The organism is Rhodosalinus sp. K401 (assembly GCF_041365735.1).
Lineage (GTDB): Bacteria > Pseudomonadota > Alphaproteobacteria > Rhodobacterales > Rhodobacteraceae > Rhodosalinus.
Genome location: NZ_JBGFSI010000007.1, coordinates 125,469 through 149,433 on the forward strand (window position 1 = coordinate 125,469; position 23,965 = coordinate 149,433).

Sequence of the window (23,965 nt, forward strand, 5' to 3'; positions counted from 1 at the left end):
GCCCGCGCGCGGTGCGCCCGGTGGAAACGCGGTCGGCACGGCCCCTGCTCCGGCCGGCGCCGCAAACGTGGCCGCCCGGATCCTTCCGCCCGGGACCGCTGGATGCACGGTCGGCCCGATATTCGGGCTTGAAGCCGACCCGGAAGAGGATAGTTTGGGCGGTGCACAGGGGAGCTCCGCGATGCCGGGGCTGAGATGCAGGGCGCAGGCCCTCGGACCCTTCAGCTGATCTGGGTAATGCCAGCGGAGCGAGGTGATCATGTTTTCCGGCGCACAGGTGTCATTGTATCCGATGTCCGACGATTTCGTCGGCATCATTCTCGGCGCGCTCGGGGCGCTCGATCCCTGGCGCGATCGGCTCAGGCTCGAGACCGACGACCTGTCGACCCTGATGGTCGGTCCGCCGGAGATCCTCTTTCCCGCGATGCGCGACCTCTTCGTGGCGGCCGCCGCGTCCGGCGCGCACACGACGATGCACGCGTCGATCTCGCGCGGCTGTCCCGGAGAGCCCGACGACCCGATCTGCACCCCCGTCGCCGGGCCGCCCCCGGAGATGGACCTGCCCACGCGCATCGCCACCTGCCGCGAGTCGGTGGCCGCCGCGCCTGAAAGCACGCAGTCGGTGGCGGCGCAGCTGTCGCTCTATCCGCTGGGCATCGGCCATCACATGGACGAGATCTACGGCTGCATCGCGTTCCTCAAAAGCTCGGGCACCTTCGACAGGTCGAAGAATTTCTGCACCGCGCTGCGCGGCGACGCAGGCCCCGTCTTCGAGACGCTGAACCAGGCCTTCACCGGCTTCGGGTCGGCGGCCGTGCATCTCGCGCTCGACGTGACCGTATCGGCGAATTCGCCAAGCGACCGCTGACCCTGCCGCCCGCGCGCGGCCGGCATCCCTTCGAAATCTTGTCCAAAAAAGGAGGCCGACATGGCTGAACAATCCATCTGGACCATGCGCGAAACCCTGATCATCGCCGTTCTCGGCACCGTCTTCGGCGTGCTTTACCTGGGCTGGGTCCAGGTCTGGCTGGTTTTGCAGGCGATCTTCGGGGCCGTGACGATGGACGTGGTCATGGGCTTCTGGTTCATCGTCTCGATCATCGCGGCGGCGATCATCCGAAAGCCGGGGGTCGCGCTTGTCTCCGAGGTCATGGCCGCCGCCGTTCAGGTGCTTCTGGGCAGCCCGGCGGGGCTCTTGCTGCTGCTCACGGGCCTCGTGCAAGGCGCGGGGGCGGAAGCGGTCTTCGCGGCGACGCGCTGGCGGCGTTATTCCCTGCCGGTCCTGATGGCCGCGGGCATGGGGGCGGCCGTGTTCTCGTTCGTCTACACATGGATCCGGTTCGACTACGCAAGTCTGGCGCCCGGGCTGCTCGTCGCCATGTTCGTGCTTCGGCTGGCTTCGGGCGCCTTGCTGGGCGGCCTTCTGGGGCATGTCGTCGTCAAGGCGCTCTACCGCACGGGCGTCCTGTCGGGCCTCGCCATTGACCGGGAAACCCGCGCCGCCAATGCCTGACGCGCTGGCCTACGAACGCGTCGCGCTGCGCTATCCCGGCGCGGCGTCCGACGCGGTCGGGCCCGTCTCGTTCTGCGTGCGACGTGGCGAACGAGTGCTTCTGCTCGGCCCGTCCGGCGCGGGAAAATCCTCGCTTCTGCACGCCGCGACCGGGCTTCTGCCCGAAGCGATCGACGGCATCCGCAGGGGCGAGATCCGCGTCGAGGGGCAGCCGGCGGACGCGCGGCGCCCGGCGGGCTGGGCCGATACCTGCGGCTATCTCTTTCAGGACGCCGCGCAGACGCTGGCCGGATTCACCGTGCGCGACGAGGTGGCCTTCGCCCTGGAGAACAGGGCGGTCGAGGCCGTGGATATCCCGGGGCTGGTCGCAAGAGCGATGGCCCGCGCCGGGCTGCCGACAGACTGGGCGGGACGGCGGATTTCCAACCTCTCCGGCGGGGAGCGTCAACTGGTGGCGCTTGCCGCGCTTCTCGCGCAGGACGCCGCGATCACGCTTGCCGACGAGCCCGCGGCAAGCCTCGCCCCCCAGGCGGCGCGGCGCATGACGGAGCTCGTTCTGGCGCGCGGCCGCACGGCCCTCGTGGTGGAGCACAAGCCGGGGCCGATCCTCGACCGGATCGACCGCTGCCTCGCGCTCGGCCGCGACGGCCGCATCATCGCCGAGGGCCCGCCCTCGGAGGTGCTTGTCGCGCAGGGCCCGGCGCTGGCCGACAACGGGATCGCCCTGCCGCTTGGCATCCGCTTGCACCTCGCCATGCCGGAGATCCTCGCCCCGGCAGCCGACCTGACCGACAGCCTGCGCGGCCTGGCGCCCGGACGCCGCCGCACGGAGGCCCTGCGCGCCGCCGTCCTGCCCGATCCGGTGCCACCCGGCGAAACGCTCGTCACGCTCCGGAACGCGGATTGCGCCCCGGCCTTCGGTCCCGTGGTGCTGCGGGACATCACGTTATCCCTGCGCGCCGGAGAGGTGCTTGCGATCCTGGGACCCAACGGGGCCGGCAAATCCACGCTTGCCGCCTGCCTCGCGGGGCTGCTGCCCCCGCGCGCGGGCCAACGGACCGGCCCGCCCGGCGCGGTGGCGTTCCAGAACCCCGAGGCGCATTTCAGCCGCGAGTCCGTTGCCGCCGAGATCACGGCGGCAACGGACTCTGCGACGGCCTCCGACATCCTGGCCCGTTGGGGCCTGACCTTGGTGGCGGGCCAGCACCCCTTCACCCTTTCGCAGGGTCAGAAACGGCGGTTGGCGCTGGCGCTTCTGACCGAAACCGGCCGCTGGCCGGTCCTGATCCTCGACGAGCCGACGGGCGGGCTCGACGGGGCTGGCGAGGCCGCGCTGGGGCGGCGGATCCGGGCGCTTGCCCGGGGCGGGCACGGGGTTGCCGTCATCACGCATGATCTCGATTTCGCCCTGTCGGTGGCGGACCGCGCGGTGCTCGTCGCGCAGGGTGCCCTGCGGTTCGACGGCGCATGTCCGGCCCTGTTGCGGGACGAGGCGCGGCTGGCGCAAGCGGGGCTCCTGCCGCCGGAGGCCGCGCCGCTGCTCGGCTGGCTGGAGACGGCATGCTGAACGGCTTTCATCCCCTGCCGAAGCTGGCGTTGTGCCTTGCCTGGATCGTGGCGTCCCTCCTCGTTTTCCGGCTCTCCTTCCAGATCGCGCTTTTCGTGGCCGCGTCGGTCCTGCTTCTGGTCGACGCGCGCATCCCGCCGCGGCGCCTTCTGGCGCTGATGGTGCCCTTCGCGCTTTTCGGGTTCGGGTTCTTCACGACATCGGTGCTGTTTCGCGCCGACACGGGCTTCGCCTTCCAGATGGCGCGGGAACAGGGCGGCGCGCCCGACGCGGCACCGGGGCTGGTGCTGTTCTTCCGGGTGCTGGCCTGCGGCATGGTCTCGGCCGTCTTCGCGGCGACGACGGATCCCGGCCAGTTCGTGCGCGCGCTGATGTTTCATCTGCGCCTGCCGGCGCCGATGGGTTTCGCCCTGCTGCAGGCCATGCACATGGTGCCGGACCTGCGCGCGGAGATGCTTCAGCTGCGCATGGCGCGCGCGATCCGGCTGGGCCGCCCGCTGCGGCGCATCGCGTCGCCCGCGGAAATCGGGGCGCTGGCCATCCCGGCCCTCGCCTACGCGATCCGGCGCGCGACCCGCGCCGCACTCTCCTTCGAGGCGCGCGGCATGCAGCCCGGCGCAACGAGAACCCACCTGCCGCAGCCTCCGATCACGGGACGGGACTGGACGCTGCTGGCGCTGGGCCTCGGCCTGCTTGTCGCTGCGCTGTCGGCCGTGGGCGCGGCGGGGCCGTGATCGTCGGACGGTTGGCCAGGAGGCCGGGTGTCGTGCCGGACCTTTAAGGAAAGTCGGCGCCGCGGAGAGCGCCGGGAAGGGAGAGGCGCACCGGACGACGGGGGCGTGACTTCGGCAATCCCGTGCCACCGCCGGGGTCCCGTTCGACGCCGATGATGCCGACCACCCCGTCGCGGATCATCCTCATGGTCTCTCGCCCGCACTTCGCCCGGGCGGTTCCCGGGTGACGGGCCCCGGGCGCGTGGCCTTCGCCTTCCGGTCGAGCGCGCCGCAATGGCAAGCGCCGCCCGGATCACGCCTTGTGCCATGGCCGCCCTGGCAGGCTGCCTCCGGCAGGCATCAGCCTCGGCCCTCGCAAAGCGTTCCGAGTTGAAGCAGCCCCGCGCCGAAGACCGGGTCCGGGCCGGGCTCTCCCAGATCCGCCGCCATGACGCGCAACTTCGCTGCGATCTCGCGCGGGCGAAGCTCGGGGCGCCGCTCGCGCAGGATCGCGGCGGCGGCGGTGACGAACGGCACCGCGTAGGAGGTGCCCGTCTTCCAGCGCGCGCCGCTGATAGAGGCCGCCGTCCATACGGCGACCCCCGGCGCGGCAAGATCGACATGCGCGCCCTGGATCGCGCGGCGGTAGACCACGAGGTCGCGATCGACCGCGGTGACGGCGATCACCTCGGGATAGGCGGCGGGAAAGGCCGGGTCTGCCCGCGGCCCGTCATTGCCAACCGCGGCGACGAGGACGATCCCCGCCTCGCCCGAAAGCCGCGCGACGACGGTCTCGAGCACGGTGTTGGGCGGACCGGCGAGGCTGAGATTGATGACGCCGACATCGCGCTCGGCCAGAAGCGCCATCGCCTCGAGAAGGGTGAAGAGATCCGCGCGCTCGTCCGATCCGCGACGGTGAAACGCGTCCACCGCGACAAGCCGCGCCGAGGGCACGAGGCCGGGCGCGCGTGTGGCCGGATCGCCGACGAGAAGCGCCGCGATCGCCGTGCCGTGCAGGGCGCGCGAGGGCGCGATCTCCTCCGGCGACAGGCGCACGACCTCAAGGTCGGCGCCGACGAGCGTCTCGTGGGCCTCGTTGATGCCGGTGTCGACCATCCCGATCGCCACCCCGCCGCCGCAGCCCGCGGCCCGGTCGGCCGGCTCGGGCCAGTCGATCATCCGCCGGATCGGACATTCCAGCGCCTCGCAATCCTCGGGGAAGCCCTCGGACCGGTAGTAGTGATTGACGTCGGCGTCCCGACCGCTTGGCAGCGCACGCACCGCGGCGCGGGCATCGGCCAGCGTCTGGCCGCGGGGGATGCGCAGCCGCCGCGGCGTCGCGTCGAGCCCGGGCACCGCAAGCTCCTCGATCACCTCGAAGCCCTGCGCGGTGAGCGTGGACAAATCGGCCGTGGTGAGCGCGAGGGCGACGATCTCGTCCGGCGCCGAAAGGGGGGGCGGCGGGGCCGGCGCAGCGGGGGCGGCGGGGGCAGGTGCCGTGCGACGCGGCTCCGGCGCGGTGCGCTCGGGCTGACCGAACAGGCGCTCCAGGAAGTTGCCCCCGTCGCTCCCGGCGCTGCGCCCGCCGCCGCCATCGTCGTCGTCGTCATCATCGTCGTCATCATCGTCGTCGTCGCCCCGGCCGTCGTCGCCGCCGTCGTCATCGTCGTCGCCCCGGCCGTCGTCGCCGCCATTGTCGTCGTCCCCGCCATCGTCGTTCCCGCCGTCGTCGTCGTCCGCCCAGGCCGCACCGCCGGGCCCCCCGGTCGGGAAAAACGGGGGCGCCACGGCAAGAAGACCGGCGAGAAAAAGCAGGGTGNCATCGTCGTCGTCGCCCCGGCCGTCGTCGCCGCCGTCGTCATCGTCGTCGCCCCGGCCGTCGTCGCCGCCATTGTCGTCGTCCCCGCCATCGTCGTTCCCGCCGTCGTCGTCGTCCGCCCAGGCCGCACCGCCGGGCCCCCCGGTCGGGAAAAACGGGGGCGCCACGGCAAGAAGACCGGCGAGAAAAAGCAGGGTGGCCGCGCGCAGCATCATGGCGATACTCTCCGTTTTTCTTGCGTCGCAAGGAATACGTTCCGGATATCTTCGTATTCCGCAATGCTGCGCGGAAAGTTCTGGGGCGCGCCGGATGCTGGATGATTTCGAGACGGAGCTCGTCGCGGCGCTGCCGGTCCTGCGCCGCTACGCGCTGTCGCTCTGCCGGCGGCCGGACATGGCCGACGATCTCGTGCAGACCACGGTGGAACGCGCGGTCGAGGCGCGCGGCCGCGTCGAACCCGGGGCGCGGCTTCAGCCGTGGCTCTTTCGCATCCTGCGCAATGCCTGGATCGACACCGGGCGCCGGCAGGCCACCCGGGGCACGGAGATCGACGTGCACGCCACGCCCGAGGCCGCGGTCACCGACGGGGCACGCGCGACGGAGGCGTCGCTGATGCTGAAGCAGACCGTGGCCGCGCTGGAAACCCTGCCCGCCGATCAGCGGGACGTGATCGTCCTCGTCTGCTTCGAGGAACTGACCTATGCCGAGGCGGCCGGGGTTCTGGGCGTCCCGGCGGGCACCGTGATGAGCCGCCTGGCGCGCGGACGCGTCGCGCTGGCCCGGAGGATGGGAATAGATCGCGCCGCCGACGCGTAGGTGCGTCAAGGGAAAAGGAAAGAGCCCATGGCAACGCATGACCTCTCCGACGAGACCCTGATGGCCTACGCCGACGGGGTGCTCGACGCGGACACCGCGGCCGCGGTCGAAAGGGCCGCGTCGGAGGACGAGACCGTGGCGCAGCGCATCGCGCTATTCCGCGCGACGGGCGATGTGCTTGCCACGGCCCGCGCCGCCCGCCCCGCGGAGCCGGTGCCCGAAACGCTGATGGCGCGGGTGCGGGCGACGCTCGACGCGGCCCGCGACACGCGCGTCACGCCGTTTGCCCGACCCGCCGGCCGGGGTGCGGCCAGCGGGCTGCCCTGGGCGCCCATGGCGCTCGCGGCGAGCCTGGCGCTCGCGGTCGGGCTGGCCGCGGGCCTGACGCTGCGGCCGGATACCGCGCCGGATGCCGCGCGGGGGCTCGCCGCGCTCGAGGCGGGCGGGATCGCCGGGGCGCTGTCGCGGCTCGAGGCCGGGGCGGCGGAGCATGTGGCGGCAGGCGAGGTTTCGGTGATCTCGTCCTTCCGCATGCCCGACGGCGCGCTTTGCCGCGAATTCGAACTCGACACGGAGCGCGACGCCACGATCGCCGTCGCCTGCGCCGAGGGTGCGGCGTGGAACCTGCGTTTCGCAGCCTCGACCGGCGCTGGCGCGGACAGTGGGCAGAGCTACGCGCCCGCCGGCGCGCTCGAGGCGCTGGACGCATGGATGGTGTCGGTCGAAGCCGGTGCGCCGCTGCCGCCGGAGGAGGAGCGGGCCGCGCTGTCGGCGCTGGAGGACTGACAGCCTCGCGCCGGCCGGTCCGGGCGCCTTCGGCGCCCTTGCCAAGGCGCATCAGCTTGCATCACGGCTGAAAGACCGGAGCGACGGGGCCGGTCGGCACGTTGCGCATGTTCGGGTGCCGGAACGGGGCTGTCGCCCGGCGTTCGGTCCATGCGCGGGAAAACCCGAGGGACAAGGCGCTCGGCGCACGCACGGAGCGGGAACGAAAAGGGCCGGCCCGCATGCCGGGCCGGCCCCACCTCGGTCGCGATGCTATCGCTCAGTCGTCATCGTCGTTGTCGTCGCCGTCGCCCCCGTCGTCATCGTCATCGCGGTCGCCACCGTCATCATCATCGTCATCGCGGTCGCCACCGTCATCGTCGTCGTCATCGCGGTCGCCGCCGTCATCGTCATCATCGTCGCGATCACCGTCATCGTCATCGTCGTCGAGATCACCGTCATCATCATCATCATCATCGTCGTCGTCATCGTCATCGTCATCATCGTCATCGTCGTCGTCATCATCGTCGTCATTCATGCCACGCACGTCATCGCGCGAGAGGTCCTGTCCGCCGTTGCGGTCCAGGAACCGCGTCGCCGCGGCCGCGCCGAAGCGGCTTTCAAGCTCCTCGAAGGACAGAAGGCCGTCCCCGTTGGTATCGATATCCGAAAAGCGCGCCTGCGCTCCCGCGGTCGTGCTCGTCATGAGAAGCGCGACGGTGCCGAGAGCCGCGAAGGTGAATCTGAAGGTCATTGCAGGATCTCCGTGATTTGAGGTGTGATTCGATCGAACCGGTCGGGTCGCGCTCTGCACGCGGCGGAAGCCGCCGACCGCGCCGGCGAAGGCCCGGACGGGCGCGCGCCCGTCGAGGAGTGCACGGGATGGCCCGGCGCGGCGGGATCGACGACCGTCGTGAACGATGTTCGGTCCTTCATTCTTGCGCTCCCGCCACCTGGCCCCGTGCGCTGGGCCTCGGAAGGGTTTACGAACCGTGGCCGTCATCTATTCCCGGGACGGGACGGATTTCTTCCCCGCCGCGATCGGTGCGCGACCGGCCAGCCGCAACCACGCTCGCCGTCCGCGCACGAGCCACGGATAAATCAGGGCGGCCCTGCCCGGCTTGCCGAAGAGCCAGCGCTGCACCCGGTTGCCGAGCCCGCCCTCGCCGGACAGCAGGGCGAGCAGGTGAACCGCCTCGACCCCGTGATATCGCTTCCCCTGCCAAAGCACGACCATGCCCTCGTCGAGATCGAGCCCCGCGGCGAGCGCCTCGCCGACGCGCGGATCCCCGGACCGGGCATCGACCAGTTCCACCTGGCCCACCGTCGCGCGAAGCCGCGCCATGCGGACATAAGACGCGCAGAACGGGCACGCGCCGTCGTAGAGGATGGTCAGCGGATCGGCCGTCATGGCGGGGTCCTTCATTTCATGGCTTCATGGAATACGCAGCCGCTTGGATCGTATTCCGACAGGATGGGAAAAACCGGAGACGGACGGATGCCGACACGCCTGCCGCACGCAGCCACCCTCGCCCAGGCGCTCGCGCGCCCGGTTCCCGCGCTCTCGCTCGCCGCGTTCCGGATCGCGCTGGGGGCCATGCTGGTCTGGGATTGCTGGCGTTTCATCAAGTACGACCGGATATGGCGCTACTGGGTCGCGCCGGACTACCATTTCACCTATCCCGGTTTCGGCTGGGTGCAGCCCCTGCCGGAGCCGTGGATCCACGTCGCGTGGCTGGCGATGGGCGTCTTCGCGCTGCTCGTCATGCTGGGCCTGTTCTACCGCGTGGCGATCGTCGCGCTGACCGTGACGTTCAGCTATTTCTTCCTGCTCGACAAGGCGGAATACCTCAACCACTTCTACCTCGTCATCCTGTTCCTGCTGATCATGTGCGTCCTTCCCGCGCATCGGGCCCTGTCGCTCGACGCGCGCCTCTTTACGGGCGTGCGCGCGACGCATGTGCCCTATGCCGCGGTGTTCATCCTGCGCGCGCAGATGGAGATCATGCTGATCTATGCGGGCCTCGTGAAGCTGACGCCCGACTGGCTGGCGGGAGAGCCGCTTGGGCTGTGGCTTCGCGCGCAGGCGGGCGATCACTGGTTCGGTTTCCTTTTCCAGTACGATTGGGTGATCCTCGCGGGCACATGGGGCGCCGTCGCGCTCCACATCGTCGGTGCGCCGCTGCTCCTGTGGGAAAGGACCCGGCTTGCCGTCTTCCTCGTCTACTGCGTGTTCCACGCCGCGAACGCCCTCTTCTTCAACATCGGGATCTTTCCCTGGCTGACGATCGCGGCGACGACGATCTTCTTCGCGCCGGACTGGCCGCGCCGGTTCGCGCGCTGGCTGCTCCTGCGCTTCGAGGAACTGCCGCCCCATGTGCCGCCACCCGCGCCGGCCATGCGCGCCCTGCCGGCCGCGGCCCTCGTGGCGATGGCCGGCTGGCTTGCGGTGCAGGTCGCGCTGCCGCTGCGCGCAGGCGCCCTTCCCACCGAGGTGCGCTGGTCGGGGGACGGGCACCGCTTTTCCTGGCGGATGCGGATCTACGACCGGGACGCCGAGGGCGTGTTCCACGTGACGTCCGGCACCGAGACGTGGGAGGTCGACGCACGCGATTACCTCTCCCGGCGGCAGGCGCGCAAGATGATGGTGCGCTCCGACATGGTGCACGCCTTCGCCGGTCATCTGGAAGAGATCTGGCGACAGGCCGGCCACAGCGACGTCTCGGTCCGCGCGGAGATCCGCAAGTCGCTCAACGGCCGCCCGCCGCAGCTATTCATCGATCCCGCGGTGGACCTGACCGCGGTGCCTCTGGGCTACCTTCGCGCCGACCCATGGGTGCTTCCGCTGCGCGAACCGGTCTGGGGCGTGGCCGACAACGGATTGCCGGATCCGGTCATCGACCTTTCCCTTGCAACGGACGCTCCGGCCCTCGCGGTCGGCCCTGCGCGCGCCACGCGCGCGGAGCGCCCGCCGCAATGATGCCCGCGGCAGCCGGCTTCGGAAGACGCCGCCGCGAACGGACCCGCGCGCCTTGGTCTGGGCCAAGGCGTCGCCGCGCGATCGCGACGACGCGGCACGGCGTTCGGGCGGTGGCGGCTTCTCCGCTCGCGCGGAAACGGCAGAGGCCCCGGTCCCGCGGCTCGACTGACGCCTTGTCGAAGCCGCTGCCCGGTTCGAACCTCCCCCGCCTCGCGGGCGCGTTTCGCCCGGCGGTCGAAGAAGGGCTGGACTTTCCGCGGCGTCCGGTTACTTGCACGGATCGGGGTCTGCGAGGCAATATCATGGACATCACCATCCTCGATGGCGGAATGGGGCAGGAGCTGGTGCGCCGCGCGGGCCGCGCGACACCGCTCTGGTCCACGCAGGCGCTGCTCGACGAGCCCGATCTGGTGCGCGGCGTACATCGCGATTTCTTCGCGGCGGGTGCAGAGGTCGCGACCGCGGACACATACGCCCTTCTGCCAGACCGGCTTGCGCCGCACGACTTTGCCGAGCGCCTAGAGGAACTCCTCGATATCGCCTGCGCGATCGCCGCCGAGGCGCGTGACGCGGTCGGCCGCGGGCTGGTCGCCGGATCGCTGGGGCCGCTCGGCTTCTCGTATCGCCCGGACCTTGCCCCGCCCGTCGAGCGCGCGGCGGAGATCTACGCGCATGTCGCCGCGCGCCAGGCGCGGGTGGTCGACGTCCTCCTGCTCGAGACGATGTCTTCGGTCGACGAGGCGCGCGGCGCGCTCATGGGTGCGCGAACCGCCGGCAAACCCGTCTGGCTGGCGCTGAGCGTCATGGACGAGGACGGCACGCGCCTTCGTTCCGGCGAAGCCTTGTCCGATATCGCGCCGCTCCTGCCCGAATACCGCCCGGAGCGGGTGATGCTGAACTGTTCGCGTCCCGAGGCAGTGTCCCGCGGATTGCCGATCCTCGCCGGCCTCGGCCTGCTCTTCGGCGCCTACGCCAACGGGTTCACGCAAATCGATCCACGGTTCGACCGGATCGGCGCGACCACGGACCTGCTGACGGCGCGCGAGGATGTCGGGCCGGAACGATACGCGGACTTCGCGGCCGAATGGGTCGAAGCCGGCGCCTCGACGATCGGCGGGTGCTGCGAAATCGGGCCCGCGCATATCGCGGAACTCTCCCGGCGGCTCAAGAGCGGGTGCCCCGACGCTTCATCCTGAGACGATCGCGGCCGCGCCCGGCGTCAAAGCGGCGGCGGGCCGAGAGATCTTATGGGTCACAGCACACCGGACTGCGCGGCGATGATCGCGCTCGCGGCCCTTTCGGCCGATGCCAAGGCCCCCTCCATCAATCCGCCCATCTCGGGTGCGGTCTCGGTCACGGCGAAATGAAGCCGGCCGCCCCAGAGGTCCGTCGCTCCGGCGGGCACGCCGTAGGCAGGGTGGCCTTGCGGAGGAACGTGATCTTGCCCGGTCGCGGCGAGGGGGTCGAACGCCCAGTCCTTCAGCGACGTCAGCACCGGCGACGCCGCGGCGGAACCGAAGATGCGCGAAAGCTGGCCAAGCGCGGCGTCCTCGATCTGCCGGGCATTCTCGAACCGCTGGGCCGCGGGAACGCCCAGGAATCCGAAAAGCGCGGCAGGGCGTCCGTCAGCGCCCGAGGCGTCGTGGATTTCCGCGAGCGGCCCGTGGCGGCTCATCGCGTCACCGGACAGGCCCGCCTCGCGCCAGAAAGGGCGATCGTAGACCGCGACGAACTTGGCATGCCCTGCCATCCAGGTGGGAATGGCGTCGAGGCGGTGCAGCACGTCCCCGGGCAGACCGGGCTCGAAACGAAGACCCGCGGCAAGGCGCGGCGGCAGCGCCAGCACCACGTGGCGCGCCACCACGCGCCGCCCGTCGGCCAGCACGATCCCGGCGCCCCGTTCGACACCGCAAACCGGGCTGTCGAGGTGCAGACGGTCCGCCGGCAAGCGCGCCACCAGCCCGTCGATCACGGCGACCGCGCCGCCGTCGATGCGCAAGGCGCCCTGCATCGACGCGAAGCCCGCCCCGCGATGCACGCGGCCCCGCGCGTCCTCGAGGCAGATCTCGCCCTCCGAATGCTGGGGAAAGGCCCGAAGGCCGAGATCCGCGATCAGTTGCGCAAGGCGCGGCTGACCCGGCCAGAACCAGGACGGGCCGAGGTCCACGCGGCCACCGGGCGCGTCGAGCGCCGCGATTCGGCCGCCAAACCTCTGTCCCGCCTCGAAAACCCGGAACTCTATCCCGGCGCGCGCCAGCCGCGCGGCGAGCGACACTCCGGAAAGACCGCCGCCGACGATGGCGACCGTCGTGTCGAGGCTTTCGGCGTCACGCATGGACGCGCCTCCGCCGGCCCGGCCGAGGCCCCCGGTCGCTGCCGGGGCGCTCCGCCCCGGGCACGCTCGTCCTGGTCATCATGCTTCGCGCGCCTCCTCGACCCGGTCTTGCCGGACCGTATCCACCGGGGAGCGGGAAATACCAGCCGACTTTCCGCGCGACCAAGCCGGTCTTCGGCCCGGCACGTCGAACCTGAAGAGGTCTCCGAAGGGATCAGGCTCTTGCCCGGCCCCGGAGAGATCGCGGGAGCCCCGGGCCGCGACGGGTCGGGCCGGACAGGTCAGGAAGGCTCCGCCGACAGGGCCCGGACGGCGGCCCGTCCGCAAGATCACCCCGACGTCCGGCGGCGACGGGGGCGCGACATGCATCGGCGGCGATCACGCCGGCCGCGTCCCCGGAGATGAGGCGCGCGGCGTGGGCCGCGCGGTCCATCGCATGACCGGCCCGGAGGGCGCATCGAGCCTCTTGGCCTTCGCTTGCGATCTGCCGCCCGAGGCCCGCTCGGCACGGATGACCCTGACCGGCTCGCGGCCCGGGTTCCGCGGCAGGAGGCGGGACGCGTCAGCGCGAAGGAGGTGCCGCCCGGCCGGGGCAACCGGTCGGTCCGGTTCTTCGAGCACTTGGCGCGGGCGCGCGGCGGCCCGGGTTGACCTCGGGCTCAGGTTGGTTATGTAGCGTACAGGTGTGGCGCAAGACAGGCGCCCACGCCCGACGGATGCCGATCACGCGCCGAACCGCCATCACGAAAGGCGGTGCATCCGAATTGGGCTTCATGGCGCGGCAAAACGATCTCGACGCTTGGGGCGATCACATGCGCCCCCCGACACCGGCGCTGACCGCGCCGCGGTCGCGCGTCCTTGGCACGTTTCGGCGCAGCCGCGCCGATGCCGGTCTGCGGGAGACGGTACCCATTGTCCCGCGACGAGACGACTCAAATGTTACGCAACCACTCCGAAGGGAGAGAAGCGATGAAAAAGCTGACACTTGCAATGGCAGCAGGGGCGCTGAGCGTTCCGGCGATGGCCCACGCTGAATGTGGCGAGGTGTCGATCACCGAGATGAACTGGGCGTCCGGACAGGTCGTCACGAGCGTCGCATCGTTCATCATGGGTCAGGGCTATGGCTGCGACGTGAGCGTGGTGCAGTCCGACACCATCCCGGCCGTCACCTCGGTGGCCGAGAACGGCGAACCCGACATCGTGACCGAGCTCTGGCTTAATTCGACCGGCGACACCTACGACGAGCTCAAGCAGGCCGGCAAGGTCGTCGAGGCCGGCCCCGTGCTCGATCCCGGCGGTGTCGAGGGCTGGTGGATTCCCACCTACCTCGCCGAGGCGCATCCCGAACTGACCACCATCGAGGGCATTCTCGAGAACCCGGAGCTGGTCGACGCACGCTTCTACAACTGTCCCGAGGGCTGGGGCTGCCGCGTGGTGAGCGACAACCTCGCCCGTGCGCTCGACCTCGAGGGCAACGGCTTCGAGGTGTTCAACTCCGGCTCCGGGCAGGTGCTCGCCTCGTCGATGGCCGACGCCGTGCTCAACGAGGAGCCGTGGCTGGGCTATTACTGGGGACCGACCGTGCCGCTGGGCAAGTACGACATGACCAAGGTCGATCTCGGCCCGGTCAAGGAAGACGTGCACGCCCGTAACCAGAACGCCGACGCCGACAATCCCGGCGTCTCGGACTTTCCGGCCGCGCCGGTCGCCACCGCCGTGACGGCCACCTTCCAGCAGGAAAACCCGGAGGTTTTCGAGTTCCTGCAGAACATGACCTTCAAGACCGCGGACATGAGTTCGGTGCTGGCCTGGAAGGACGAGAACAACGCCTCGGCGGATGAGGCGGCGGTCTACTACCTGACCAACTACCAGGATCAGTGGGCAAACTGGCTGAACGACGAGGCGCGGGCGAATCTCGCCAACATCCTCGACCAGAGCTGATGCGCTGAAACGCGGCGGGGCCGGTCAGGGATCGGCCCCGCCTTTTTTGCGCCGGGCCCCTCGATGCAACGGCGCATGGGAGCAAGGTCACCATGGCAACATATGATTTCGTTTTCCGGGCCCTCGGGCTCGAGGAGTGGTGCGCGGCCGATGGCGGCGACGCAGCCCCGATGTCGATGGACGCGCTTGTCGCCCAAAGCTCGGGCGAAGAGGCGTCGACATCCATCTGGACCCTTCCATTCCCCTCGATGGACGCGCTGAACGAAGCCTGTCCTGCGTTTCCCCAGTCGCGCAACGTCACGCTTGGCCTGGAGCAGGGCTTTCTGGACGTGAAGGACTCCATGAGCGTCGTGCTCGATCCGATCACGCAACCCTTGTCCTGGCTGCTCGAAGGGGCGCTCTACGGCATTCTCAACACGCCCTGGTGGATCGTCATCCCGCTCCTGATGCTCGTCGTCTGGATGGTGTCGAGATCCTGGAGGCTTCTGGCCTTCGTCGCGCTCAGCCTCGGCGGGCTCGCCTTCATCGACTACTACAGCTACGCCATGCAGACGCTGGCGATCATCTTCGTCTGCGCGTTTCTCTGCGTGCTTCTGGGCGTGCCGATCGGGATCGCGATGTCGCGCTCCGACCGACTGCGCGGGGCGACGATCCCGGTCCTCGACATGCTTCAGACGCTTCCGCCCTTCGTCTATCTCATCCCGCTCATCTTCCTCTTTTCGGTGACAGAGCCCAAGCTCTACGGCATCGCCATCATCCTTTACGCCATCGTCCCGGTCATCCGGCTGACCGATCTTGGCATCCGCATGGTGGACCCGTCCGTGATCGAGGCGGCCGACGCGTTCGGCATGACCAACCGGCAGAAGCTTTACGGGGTGCAGATCCCGCTGGCGCTGCCGAACATCATGGCGGGCGTGAACCAGACCATCATGATGAGCCTCGCGATGGTGGTGATCGCCTCGCTCGTCTCCGCGCCGGGCCTCGGCGTGCTGGTGCTGCGGGGGATCAACAACCTGGAGCTTGGCGTGGGCCTCGTTTCCGGGCTTGGCATCGTGCTTCTGGCGGTGATGCTCGACCGGACGACGAAGGCGGCGCTGGACCGTGTCAACGCCGCGAGCGCGGCACAGCAGAAAGCATGAGCGGGGCGGAGCACATGGACAAGAACGTCAAGATCTCGATCCGCCACCTCTACAAGATCTTCGGGGCCGACCCCGAGGGCGCGCTGGAGCATGTCCGCGCGGGCGTCGGAAAACCCGAGTTGTGGGAGGACTACGGCCACGTCCTCGGCCTTGAGGATATCAACGTCGACATCCGGGACGGGGACATCACGGTGATCATGGGGCTGTCGGGGTCGGGGAAATCCACGCTCATCCGGCACCTCAACCGGCTGATCGAACCCACGGCGGGCGAGATCCTCCTCGACGGCGAGGACGTGCTCGCCCATGACGAGCGGGCCCTGCGCGCCCTCCGGCGCCAGAAGATGTCGATGGTGTTCCAGCACTTCGCGCTCTTGCCGCACCGAACGGTGCTGGAGAATACGGGCATGGCCCGGGCGGTCCGCGGCGAGCGCCACGCGGAGTACGAGCAGGACGCCCTGAAATGGCTCGATCGCGTGGGGCTCGGCGGCCAGGGCGGGCAATATCCCCACCAGCTTTCCGGCGGGATGCAGCAGCGGGTCGGCCTTGCCCGCGCGCTCGCCTCGGATTCCCCGATCATGCTGATGGACGAGGCGTTTTCGGCCCTCGATCCGCTCATACGCACCGACATGCAGAACCTGCTGCTCGACCTGCAGGAGGAGTTGCGGAAGACGGTCGTGTTCATCAGCCACGACCTCGACGAGGCGCTGAAACTCGCCGATCACCTTGTTATCCTGAAGGATGGCCGCGTGGTGCAGCAGGGCGAGCCGCAGAACATCCTGCTTCACCCCAACGACCCCTACATCGTGGATTTCATCAGCGACATCAATCGCGCGCGGGTGCTGCGCGTGCGCTCGGTGATGACCGCCAGCAAGGCGCCCGAGGGGCCGTTCGCCGGAGACGTCGATCCCGACGACACGCTGGAATCGGTGATCGCGATCTCGGGCGGGGACACGCAAGTCAGGTACCGTGTCACGCGCGACGGCGCGCCGATCGGCGTGCTGCACATGAAGGATCTCGTGCGCGCCCTGGTGCCCACCAACGGCGCCGATGACGGGATGCGCGCCCGCGCCGTCTGAGGCCACCGGCAGCGCACGCCACGAGGTCGGAACGGCGCTCGCCGGCCGACGGCGGGCTCCTGCCCGGCCTCCCCGACATCGTGACCGCGTGCCTGGCCGGCTCGCCGGGCCGGTCAGCGGTCCGTCTCTCGCGGACGAGTTGACAACCGACCTCCGCCTCGCCGAGCGTAGCGCCAACCCGGGCCACAGGACCGCGGACTCCCATGCGCAACGCGACATATGCGACGGCACTCACCCTGATGTTCGGCTGGCTCCTGTGGGTCGGCCGCCCCGTGCTCGTCCCGGTCATCGCAGCGGTCATCTCCGTCTACGTCCTGTCCACCGCCGCCGCGACCATGCAGGCGCTTCCGGTGGTCGGCCGCCTCCCGGCCATGGCCCGCCGCGGCATCGTGCTGCTGGCCTTCGCGGTGGGGCTCGTCTCGCTCTTCGTTCTCGTCATCAACAACCTCGCCCAGGTCGCCGCGGCGCTTCCCCGCTACGAATCCAACCTCGACGCGCTGGTGACGCGCAGCGCCAGCCTTCTCGGCATCGAGAACGAGCCGACCTGGGAAAACATGCGCCGCGTGACGCTCGACCAGGTCGACATGCGGACGTGGATCACCCCGGCGCTGCTCTCGCTCAGAGGCTTCGGCACGACGCTGTTCCTCGTCGTGCTCTACGCGAGCTTCTTCATGGCGGAACGCGGCGTGATGGCCCGGAAGGTCGTCATCGCGATGGGCGGGGCAGAGGCCGGAGAGCGGGCGCTTTCCCTGCTGGCCCGGATCAACGACCGCATCGGCCGCTACCTCTTCGTCAAGACCGTGGTGAACATCATCCTCGGCGGCGCCTCTTTCGCGATCATGCTGCTTCTGGGGATCGAGTTCGCGCTCTTCTGGGCGGTGCTGATCGCGTTCCTCAACTATATCCCGTATATCGGGTCGCTCATCGGCGTGATCTTTCCGGTGCTGCTCAGCCTCGCCCAGTTCGGCACGCTGTGGATGGCGAGCGTCGTCCTGGTGGCCCTGACCACGGCCCAGATCGTCGTCGGCGCCTATCTGGAGCCGCGCATGATGGGCCGGGCCTTCAATCTGAGCCCCTTCGTCGTCCTCCTCGCGCTGGCGGTCTGGAGCACGCTCTGGGGCCTGCCCGGCGCGCTTCTGGCCGTGCCGATGACGGCAAGTCTCGTTCTCGTGCTTTCGGAGATACGAGCCACGCGACCGATCGCCGTGATGCTGTCGGCGAGCGGAAAGGTCTGACGCACGGGTCAGCGATGGCCCGGTCCCGGCCTGCCAAGGCGGGCCGCACCGGCCGCTTCCGAAGCGCATCGCGGACCCACAAGATGCGGCGATGGAACCTTGCGGCCCCTGAACCTGGTTGGTGCCCGCGGCGAGCATTGAATATGAGTATCAGCGCGTGTCAGATTGTTCGCATAATGTTTTTTTATCAGTACTTTGCCAAATTCTCATATCTCAGCACGTCTTGACGCGTGCACCAGTATCCCCCATTTTTTGGGGATAAGTTGGGGGATATTTTCGCGAGGTGAAACCGTGAAGTTGAACGCGCTCTTCGTCAAGAATGCGCCACCGGGGAAGTACGAAGACGGCCATGGCTTGCGGTTGATCAAGCGGGCGGACGGAAGCGGCCAGTGGGTCTTCAGATATACCTGCTTGGGGCGGAGACGCGAGATGGGTCTCGGGGGCTTGGCCGCGCTGTCTCTGAGGGACGCGCGCGAGATCGCCGCGGAGTACAGAGGGATGGTCGCGCGGGACACCGATCCGATCGAGCAGCGCAAGGCAAGGCGGCGTCAGGCAATCAACCGACGCAGGCTCCTGACCGAGGTGGCAAAGGACGCCTACGAAAGCCGGCAAGCAGAGCTCAAGGACGATGGCAAGGCGGGTCGGTGGTTCAGCCCGCTCGAGCTCCATGTCCTGCCGAAACTCGGCAGCCTGCCGGTCACGGAGATCACCCAGACCGATGTCCGCGACGCCCTCGCGCCGATCTGGCACACGAAGGCTGCCACGGCCAAGAAGGCTGCTGACCGTCTCAAGATCGTTCTCGACCATGCTGCGGCCTTGGGCCTCGACGTGGACCTGCAGGCAGTCGCAAAGGCAAAAAAACTGCTCGGGCGGCAACGGCACGAGGCCTCGTCGATCCCGAGCTTGCCGTGGCGGGAGGTCCCGGCGTTCTATGCATCGCTGGAAGACCCATCGGTCACCCAACTTGCGCTTCGCCTCCTTATCCTGACAGGCCTACGCTCTGCGCCAGTGCGCCATGCACGGCTGAAGGAGATCGATGGCGATGTCTGGACGGTCCCCGCCGCGAACATGAAGGCACGGGTCGGCGCCGCACAAAACTTCCGTGTTCCGCTCTCCCACGAGGCGCAGAGGATCATCGGACTTGCCAAGCGCTTCGAGAAAGGCGGTTACCTCTTTCCGTCCGTTCGCAAGGGCGTGATCAGCGACGCCACGATGTCCCGCTTCATGGAGCGCCGCGGCCTAGTGGCGCGGCCGCACGGTTTTCGCTCCAGCCTGCGAACCTGGCTCGCAGAGGAAACCGACGCCCCTCATGAAGTTGCGGAAATGGTTCTGGCGCACACGACCGACAGCAAGGTCGTTCGGACATACCGGCAAACCGACTACCTCGATCAGAGGCGCGCACTGCTTGAGCGGTGGGCGCAGCTGTGCACATCGTCCGCAGGCTGACGTTCCGGGGGTCTGCGCCGGCACTGGGTCAGCACCTGGCGAGCTTTTCTGATCTTCAAGACATACGGATGCCAAGCAGGTCATAAGCGAGAAGTCCGCGTGCAGTTTGGTGTGGAGATTGCCGCAAATGACGACTTTTGCCAGCCCACTCTGGAGGGCGCTTGCCCGGGACGAGAGTCTGCTCATGACCGCCGCGACACGCGTTCACACTTGAGGATGCCAGCACCGTTCAGCCAAGCGTTTTCGGTCTGACCCGTTTCTCCGCTTGCGCCGCTCGACATGGCGTGTCATGTGCAACGCGCATCATGAAGCGGGCGAAGGCCTGCGCCAACCTGCCGTGACCCGGCAAGGTGGTGCCCGAAAGGGGATGCGGCCACGAGCAACAAACGGGTCGTTTCAAGGTCTTCATGTTGGTTCGTCGAGGAAGTTGTTGCCCATGGGCAGCCGACGGCGTGCATTGCGCTGTCGGCGGCTCCAAGAGCACCGCCGTCTCCTTGACTGACCCGCGTGACCTCATGCCTCTCTCGCGATCCTGGTGCCGAACACGGGCCTTTGATCATCAGCTTGTGCGCCCGGCCATTCTGGCAAAGCACTAAAGAGAGGACCGACCCTTGTCTCAAACTTCCCTGTTCACATCGGAAAGCGTCTCCCGCGGGCATCCCGACAAACTTTGCGACCTGATCTCCGACACGATCCTGGACGCCTGTCTCGCGCAAGATCCCGATGCACGCGTCGCCGTCGAAGCGGCGATCAAGTCCCAACGGCTGTTTCTCTTCGGTGAGCTGACGACGACGGCAGACGTGGATCCGGCCGAACTCGCGCTTCAGGCAATTCGGGTTGCAGGTTATGACGATCCAGCCTGGGGCCTCGATACCGATCGGCTCGCGATCACGATCGAGATCGACCGGCAATCCCGGGAGATCGCGGCCGGCGTCGGCGAAGATGGCGCCGGTGCCGGCGACCAGGGGCTCATGTTCGGCTTCGCCACCGACGAGACGACCACAGGCATGCCGCTCGCGCTTTCGCTGGCGCATGACCTGATGGAGCGTCACGACGCGCTTCGTCGCTCGGGGTCAACATGGCATCTCGGGCCGGATGCCAAGGCTCAGGTCACCATCGCGCGTCGCGACGGCAGGCCCGTCGGCGTCACGGATGTGGTCCTGTCCTCTCAACACTCACCCGATTTGCCTCTCCGGCAGTTGCGCGACATTCTGCGTGAAGAGATCGTCTACCCGGTTCTCCGCGACCTGCGTTCCGATACTGAACGGCTCCAACTGAATCCTGCCGGCACATTCCATCTTGGCGGTCCTGCAGCGGATGCCGGGCTCACGGGCCGCAAGATCATCGTGGATACCTATGGCGGAGCCGCGCGCCACGGTGGCGGGGCGTTTTCGGGTAAGGACCCGACAAAGGTCGATCGCTCGGCCGCCTATGCTGCGCGGCAAATCGCGCGCGACGTGATCAATCGCGGCTGGGCTCGACGATGCGAGGTTCAGCTTGCCTACGCGATCGGCGAGGAGCGCCCCGTGAGCGTCGCTTTCGAAACGGAAGGCGGGCCTGCGCCCACACTGATCGCACGCTTCCGCGAGGCCGGGGTCGACCTGCACGCGCTGTGCATCCCGAGGGCCATAATCGACAGGCTCGAACTGCGTCGCCCGATCTACGCCCGGACTGCGGCGTTCGGCCATTTCGGGCGTGAGGGATTTCCTTGGGAAGCCGCGCTGGCCTGACGCACGACGCCCGCCCACGAACTTGACCCGCGTGCAACGACACCGGTGGGGCGCGCCTTCGATAAAAAGGAACCATGAAATGGCACAGACAACACGACGCAGCTTTCTGCGTGGTGCGCTCGCCTTGGGGCTTGTTCCAGGCCTTGCTTCGGTTGCAAGCGCCGATGACCAAGTTCTTGAAACGGCCTCCGCACGGCTGCAGACGAGGCCGATGACTTTTCTCGTGGCGCGAGACGGCGAAATCCGCCTTTCAGGTTTCGAAGACTCCGTGACGCGCTTCGAGGCCTACGCCGTGAGCGCGAACGAAGTGCGGGACCCTGACGCGTTCTCCTGGGTGGTCGAGCGCGTGCAGGCCGTGCGCGATTTCATTCAGGGTTTTTCTTGGGATGATGCGCTTGGCGACTTCGCTATGGGCGATGACAACGATACCGAAACCTGCACCGCATATCTTGAAGATTTGTCCGATGGCGAGGCGCTTCGCCTTTCTCGGGAGCTCGAAGCTTGGTTTGCCGAGCCCCCAAGCCCTGATGAACGGTATTCCCCCGACATCGTTCGTCCGCTCGACGGCGTCGGAATGGCCTATGCCTTGTTCGCGCATGGCGAGCTGTGGCAGGCGGTCGATCGGCTGGGGCTTGTCGAAATAGACGGGGCCTCCCCGGGAAACGATTACCGGGGTATGCAGCTGGAAATCAGCGTCGTGGAAGCCAACGCCGCGGCGGGCGCCCTTGGTCTGCCGATCCGCTTCGAGGAAGATGCCCGATGACCGAGAAAAAAGCTGACGACGAAGGCGCGAACCAGCCGTCCGGAATGGGGCTGCTTCACGAGATCGAGTTCGAGAAAGAACGATTGCTGTCGGAGTTGCAGGCGCTGACGGGCGAGCCGCTCAATGCCGCGCTCTGGTCCGGCCGGGTCCAGCCGCACTGGCCGGAGTCCACTGCCGACCTCGCTGCAGCCTACAACGCCGCTTCGAGTGCAGCCGCGGCGCTGCGATCCAAACAGCAGGTCGCGCGCATGCGCCGCTTCATGGCGGCGCCCGACGAGCCAAGCGAAAGGGCCTGGTGGCTCAACAGATATTGACCTCGTCCTGGTGCTTGCGGAGCAACGCGCGGAAGTTGGTGATGCCCCATGGCGAGGAACGCGGCGCGATCCTCAGCGTCGAGATAAAGGCGCCGCCGGCGGCCTCGTGCAAGCGCACCCACGCAGGACCGATGGCACGCTGGTCAAGGCATGGGGGGTGCGCGTCTTCCGCTGGAATTGGATGCTGGAGCCTGGCGAATTTGCCACCATCGCCGATCTCGCGGAACGCGCAGGTATCCCGCCCGTCCCGCAAGTCTTGTGTCCTGCGCCCTACCCTGCGCTCGCCCGACATCGGCGAGGCGATCCTCGACGGAAAGCAGTGGCCGGAAGTGACGCCGGCGCGGGTGCTGGAGCAATTCCCCCCGTGGAGTGTCAAGAGCAGCGAGGCCACGTCATTGCCTTCAGCGAGAGCAGCCGCTGAAGTCGGCGGCGGATAGGGTCCCCATGAGTCGAACCCTTGGCGCCTGCGTGACCTTGATGGTTCAATGGCAGGTGTCATCTTCGCGCGGTCCGCGACCTATTCCAGAGGGGAGCTCCGGAACGTCGTGCGGTAGATCAGACGGCGGAACCCTGCGTAATCGTTCGTCGCGTAGTGCAGCGTCATGCGGTTGTCCCAGATCACGACATCTCCCGCCCGCCACTTGTGACGGACCGAAAAATCGGGCCGGACCGCGTGTTTGTAGATCTGCTCGAGAAAGGGGCGGCTCTCTTCTTCCGTCATGCCGTCGAATCGGGTGGTGTAGATCGGGTTGAGATAGAGCGCCCGGGCCCCGGTGTCCGGGTTGATGAGCACCGCGGGGTGCAGCACCTCGCAGTCCGCTTCCGGGTCGCCGCGCGTCATCCTGATCGAGGCGTTGGCTCGCGCCTCGGACGGCGGCGCGAATTTCACGCCGTAGGGCTTGCCGACATGCACCGCGCGGCGCCCGTCGAGGAAGGATTTCAAATGCTCGGGCAACGTCTCGAAGGCCGCGATCTGGCTCGACCAGAGGGTGTCGCCGCCCACAGGCGGTATCTCTTGGGCGTTCAGCACCGATCCCGCAGGCGGGTTGTCGAGGAAGCTGAAATCGCTGTGCCATTCGCCGCCGAAGACGCCCCCGCTGTCCTCATGCGCCTCCTTGAGCACGGCGATCACCGACGGGTCGTCGTGCATGGGGGCGACGTAGGGAAGCTGCATCAGCTCGCCGAACACCTCGGTCAGACGTTTCTGGTCCTCGATGGAGAGGCTTTGATCGCGGATGATGAGCAGCTGGTGCTCGGCGAGCGCGGAGCGCAGGGCCGAACGAAGATCAGGGTCGTCGAGCGCGCGCAGGTCGGTACCCTGCATTTGTGCGCCGAGAAACCCTGTAAGGCGCTGTATCTGTGGCATAGGGAAGGGCTCCCGGTCCGTTCTGGTCTACCGCATCCCCAGTGGCGGTTCATGGCCTGTCCGTGTCAAGACATGCCGGTCCCGCCCCGGGCTCGCCAGGTCGATAGCACCATTTGCCAGATGGTACGGCACGTCCGCGCTAGTCCGACAGCTTTTCGGCCAAATCTCTGACCCGCGCGTTCCGCTGGAAGCGCATGCTGGAATCAGGTGAGTTCGCCACAATCGCCGAATTGGCCCAGCGAGAAGGCATCGCGCCGTCCTACATGACCCGCGTCCTGCGGCTCACGCTGCTCGCGCCCGACATCGTCGAGGCGATCCTGGACGGGAGTCAGGGGGCGGAGGTGACGCTGGCGCCGGTGTTGGGCCCTTTCCAAATGAATGGGCGATGCAAGTGGCGCTCCTCAGACTGACCTGACGAGGAAGCGGCTTGGCCCGTGCGCTGGCCTC

General features: G+C 68.3%; 23 protein-coding genes and 2 riboswitches. Of the genes, 17 read left to right on the plus strand and 6 right to left on the minus strand.

What is annotated here, in order from left to right; translation table 11 throughout:
* Positions 1 to 158: 158 nt before the first annotated feature.
* A riboswitch (TPP riboswitch) is annotated at positions 159 to 269 on the plus strand.
* 23 nt (positions 270 to 292) lie between these two features.
* The 4 genes from AB6A66_RS10045 to AB6A66_RS10060 are packed head-to-tail and all read left to right on the plus strand — an operon-like array spanning position 293 to position 3,814.
* A complete protein-coding gene (locus tag AB6A66_RS10045) occupies positions 293 to 868 on the plus strand; it encodes a YkoF family thiamine/hydroxymethylpyrimidine-binding protein (protein ID WP_371055760.1) in 576 nt (191 codons plus the stop codon).
* A gap of 60 nt (positions 869 to 928) precedes the next feature.
* A complete protein-coding gene (locus tag AB6A66_RS10050) occupies positions 929 to 1,513 on the plus strand; it encodes an ECF transporter S component (RefSeq protein WP_371055761.1) in 585 nt (194 codons plus the stop codon).
* Positions 1,506 to 3,080 carry an ABC transporter ATP-binding protein gene (locus AB6A66_RS10055; RefSeq protein WP_371055762.1) on the plus strand — a complete coding sequence of 525 codons (1,575 nt, stop codon included), beginning with the start codon at positions 1,506 to 1,508 and terminating at the stop codon, positions 3,078 to 3,080. The genes AB6A66_RS10050 and AB6A66_RS10055 overlap by 8 nt, the downstream gene beginning before the upstream one ends.
* Positions 3,074 to 3,814: an energy-coupling factor transporter transmembrane protein EcfT gene (locus AB6A66_RS10060; protein ID WP_371055763.1), complete on the plus strand. Its 741-nt coding sequence runs from the start codon at positions 3,074 to 3,076 to the stop codon at positions 3,812 to 3,814. The genes AB6A66_RS10055 and AB6A66_RS10060 overlap by 7 nt, the downstream gene beginning before the upstream one ends.
* A 339-nt stretch (positions 3,815 to 4,153) precedes the next feature.
* Here AB6A66_RS10060 and AB6A66_RS10065 read toward each other — a convergent pair whose 3' ends face one another.
* Positions 4,154 to 5,827 (minus strand): S8 family serine peptidase, encoded by a 1,674-nt coding sequence (locus tag AB6A66_RS10065; protein ID WP_371055764.1) that lies wholly within the window; start codon positions 5,825 to 5,827, stop codon positions 4,154 to 4,156.
* 94 nt (positions 5,828 to 5,921) lie between these two features.
* On the opposite strand from AB6A66_RS10065, the gene AB6A66_RS10070 reads away from it, so the two are divergent.
* Both AB6A66_RS10070 and AB6A66_RS10075 read left to right on the plus strand, forming a co-directional pair.
* A complete protein-coding gene (locus AB6A66_RS10070; protein WP_371055765.1) occupies positions 5,922 to 6,428 on the plus strand; it encodes an RNA polymerase sigma factor in 507 nt (168 codons plus the stop codon).
* Positions 6,429 to 6,455: 27 nt separating this feature from the next.
* Positions 6,456 to 7,214 (plus strand): anti-sigma factor, encoded by a 759-nt coding sequence (locus AB6A66_RS10075; protein WP_371055766.1) that lies wholly within the window; start codon positions 6,456 to 6,458, stop codon positions 7,212 to 7,214.
* A 259-nt stretch (positions 7,215 to 7,473) separates the two neighbouring features.
* Here AB6A66_RS10075 and AB6A66_RS10080 read toward each other — a convergent pair whose 3' ends face one another.
* Together AB6A66_RS10080 and AB6A66_RS10085 are read right to left on the minus strand one after the other, a co-directional pair.
* Entirely contained in the window at positions 7,474 to 7,947 is a 474-nt protein-coding gene (locus AB6A66_RS10080; RefSeq protein WP_371055767.1) for a hypothetical protein, read from the minus strand.
* A gap of 249 nt (positions 7,948 to 8,196) precedes the next feature.
* Entirely contained in the window at positions 8,197 to 8,604 is a 408-nt protein-coding gene (locus AB6A66_RS10085) for a thiol-disulfide oxidoreductase DCC family protein (RefSeq protein WP_371055768.1), read from the minus strand.
* Positions 8,605 to 8,691: 87 nt separating this feature from the next.
* Here AB6A66_RS10085 and AB6A66_RS10090 point away from each other — a divergent pair, with 87 nt between their 5' ends.
* Both AB6A66_RS10090 and AB6A66_RS10095 read left to right on the plus strand, forming a co-directional pair.
* A complete protein-coding gene (locus AB6A66_RS10090; RefSeq protein ID WP_371055769.1) occupies positions 8,692 to 10,173 on the plus strand; it encodes an HTTM domain-containing protein in 1,482 nt (493 codons plus the stop codon).
* 302 nt (positions 10,174 to 10,475) lie between these two features.
* Positions 10,476 to 11,369: a homocysteine S-methyltransferase family protein gene (locus AB6A66_RS10095; protein ID WP_371055770.1), complete on the plus strand. Its 894-nt coding sequence runs from the start codon at positions 10,476 to 10,478 to the stop codon at positions 11,367 to 11,369.
* A gap of 56 nt (positions 11,370 to 11,425) precedes the next feature.
* Here the strand turns inward: AB6A66_RS10095 and AB6A66_RS10100 are convergent, their stop codons facing one another.
* Positions 11,426 to 12,508, minus strand: coding sequence for a flavin monoamine oxidase family protein (locus AB6A66_RS10100; protein WP_371055771.1), 1,083 nt, complete (start codon positions 12,506 to 12,508; stop codon positions 11,426 to 11,428).
* Between the two features lie 969 nt (positions 12,509 to 13,477).
* Between AB6A66_RS10100 and AB6A66_RS10105 the strand changes: the two genes are divergently transcribed.
* From AB6A66_RS10105 to AB6A66_RS10140, 8 genes are all read left to right on the plus strand, one after another.
* The gene (locus AB6A66_RS10105; RefSeq protein WP_371036851.1) at positions 13,478 to 14,449 is read left to right on the plus strand and encodes an ABC transporter substrate-binding protein; all 972 of its coding nucleotides are present in this window, start codon (positions 13,478 to 13,480) and stop codon (positions 14,447 to 14,449) included.
* A 92-nt stretch (positions 14,450 to 14,541) separates the two neighbouring features.
* Entirely contained in the window at positions 14,542 to 15,588 is a 1,047-nt protein-coding gene (locus AB6A66_RS10110) for an ABC transporter permease (protein ID WP_371055772.1), read from the plus strand.
* Between the two features lie 14 nt (positions 15,589 to 15,602).
* Complete coding sequence (locus tag AB6A66_RS10115; protein WP_371055828.1) at positions 15,603 to 16,664, plus strand: glycine betaine/L-proline ABC transporter ATP-binding protein; 1,062 nt, start codon at positions 15,603 to 15,605, stop codon at positions 16,662 to 16,664.
* Between the two features lie 203 nt (positions 16,665 to 16,867).
* Positions 16,868 to 17,899 carry an AI-2E family transporter gene (locus AB6A66_RS10120; RefSeq protein ID WP_371055773.1) on the plus strand — a complete coding sequence of 344 codons (1,032 nt, stop codon included), beginning with the start codon at positions 16,868 to 16,870 and terminating at the stop codon, positions 17,897 to 17,899.
* Positions 17,900 to 18,190: 291 nt separating this feature from the next.
* Positions 18,191 to 19,345, plus strand: a complete 1,155-nt coding sequence (locus AB6A66_RS10125) for a tyrosine-type recombinase/integrase (RefSeq protein WP_371055774.1) — start codon at positions 18,191 to 18,193, stop codon at positions 19,343 to 19,345.
* 295 nt (positions 19,346 to 19,640) lie between these two features.
* A riboswitch (SAM-I-IV-variant riboswitch) is annotated at positions 19,641 to 19,742 on the plus strand.
* Positions 19,743 to 19,956: 214 nt separating this feature from the next.
* Positions 19,957 to 21,075: a methionine adenosyltransferase gene (gene metK / locus AB6A66_RS10130; protein ID WP_371055775.1), complete on the plus strand. Its 1,119-nt coding sequence runs from the start codon at positions 19,957 to 19,959 to the stop codon at positions 21,073 to 21,075.
* 79 nt (positions 21,076 to 21,154) lie between these two features.
* Positions 21,155 to 21,838, plus strand: coding sequence for a hypothetical protein (locus AB6A66_RS10135; protein WP_371055776.1), 684 nt, complete (start codon positions 21,155 to 21,157; stop codon positions 21,836 to 21,838).
* A complete protein-coding gene (locus AB6A66_RS10140; RefSeq protein WP_371055777.1) occupies positions 21,835 to 22,152 on the plus strand; it encodes a hypothetical protein in 318 nt (105 codons plus the stop codon). Before AB6A66_RS10135 ends, AB6A66_RS10140 begins: the two co-directional genes overlap by 4 nt.
* Here AB6A66_RS10140 and AB6A66_RS10145 read toward each other — a convergent pair.
* Both AB6A66_RS10145 and AB6A66_RS10150 read right to left on the minus strand, forming a co-directional pair.
* Positions 22,139 to 22,444: a hypothetical protein gene (locus AB6A66_RS10145; RefSeq protein ID WP_371055778.1), complete on the minus strand. Its 306-nt coding sequence runs from the start codon at positions 22,442 to 22,444 to the stop codon at positions 22,139 to 22,141. The two genes, AB6A66_RS10140 and AB6A66_RS10145, sit on opposite strands and share 14 nt — an antisense overlap.
* 225 nt (positions 22,445 to 22,669) lie before the next feature.
* Positions 22,670 to 23,518 (minus strand): TauD/TfdA dioxygenase family protein, encoded by an 849-nt coding sequence (locus tag AB6A66_RS10150; RefSeq protein WP_371055779.1) that lies wholly within the window; start codon positions 23,516 to 23,518, stop codon positions 22,670 to 22,672.
* Positions 23,519 to 23,712: 194 nt separating this feature from the next.
* Here AB6A66_RS10150 and AB6A66_RS10155 point away from each other — a divergent pair, with 194 nt between their 5' ends.
* Positions 23,713 to 23,928 carry a hypothetical protein gene (locus tag AB6A66_RS10155; RefSeq protein WP_371055780.1) on the plus strand — a complete coding sequence of 72 codons (216 nt, stop codon included), beginning with the start codon at positions 23,713 to 23,715 and terminating at the stop codon, positions 23,926 to 23,928.
* Positions 23,929 to 23,965 lie beyond the last annotated feature (37 nt).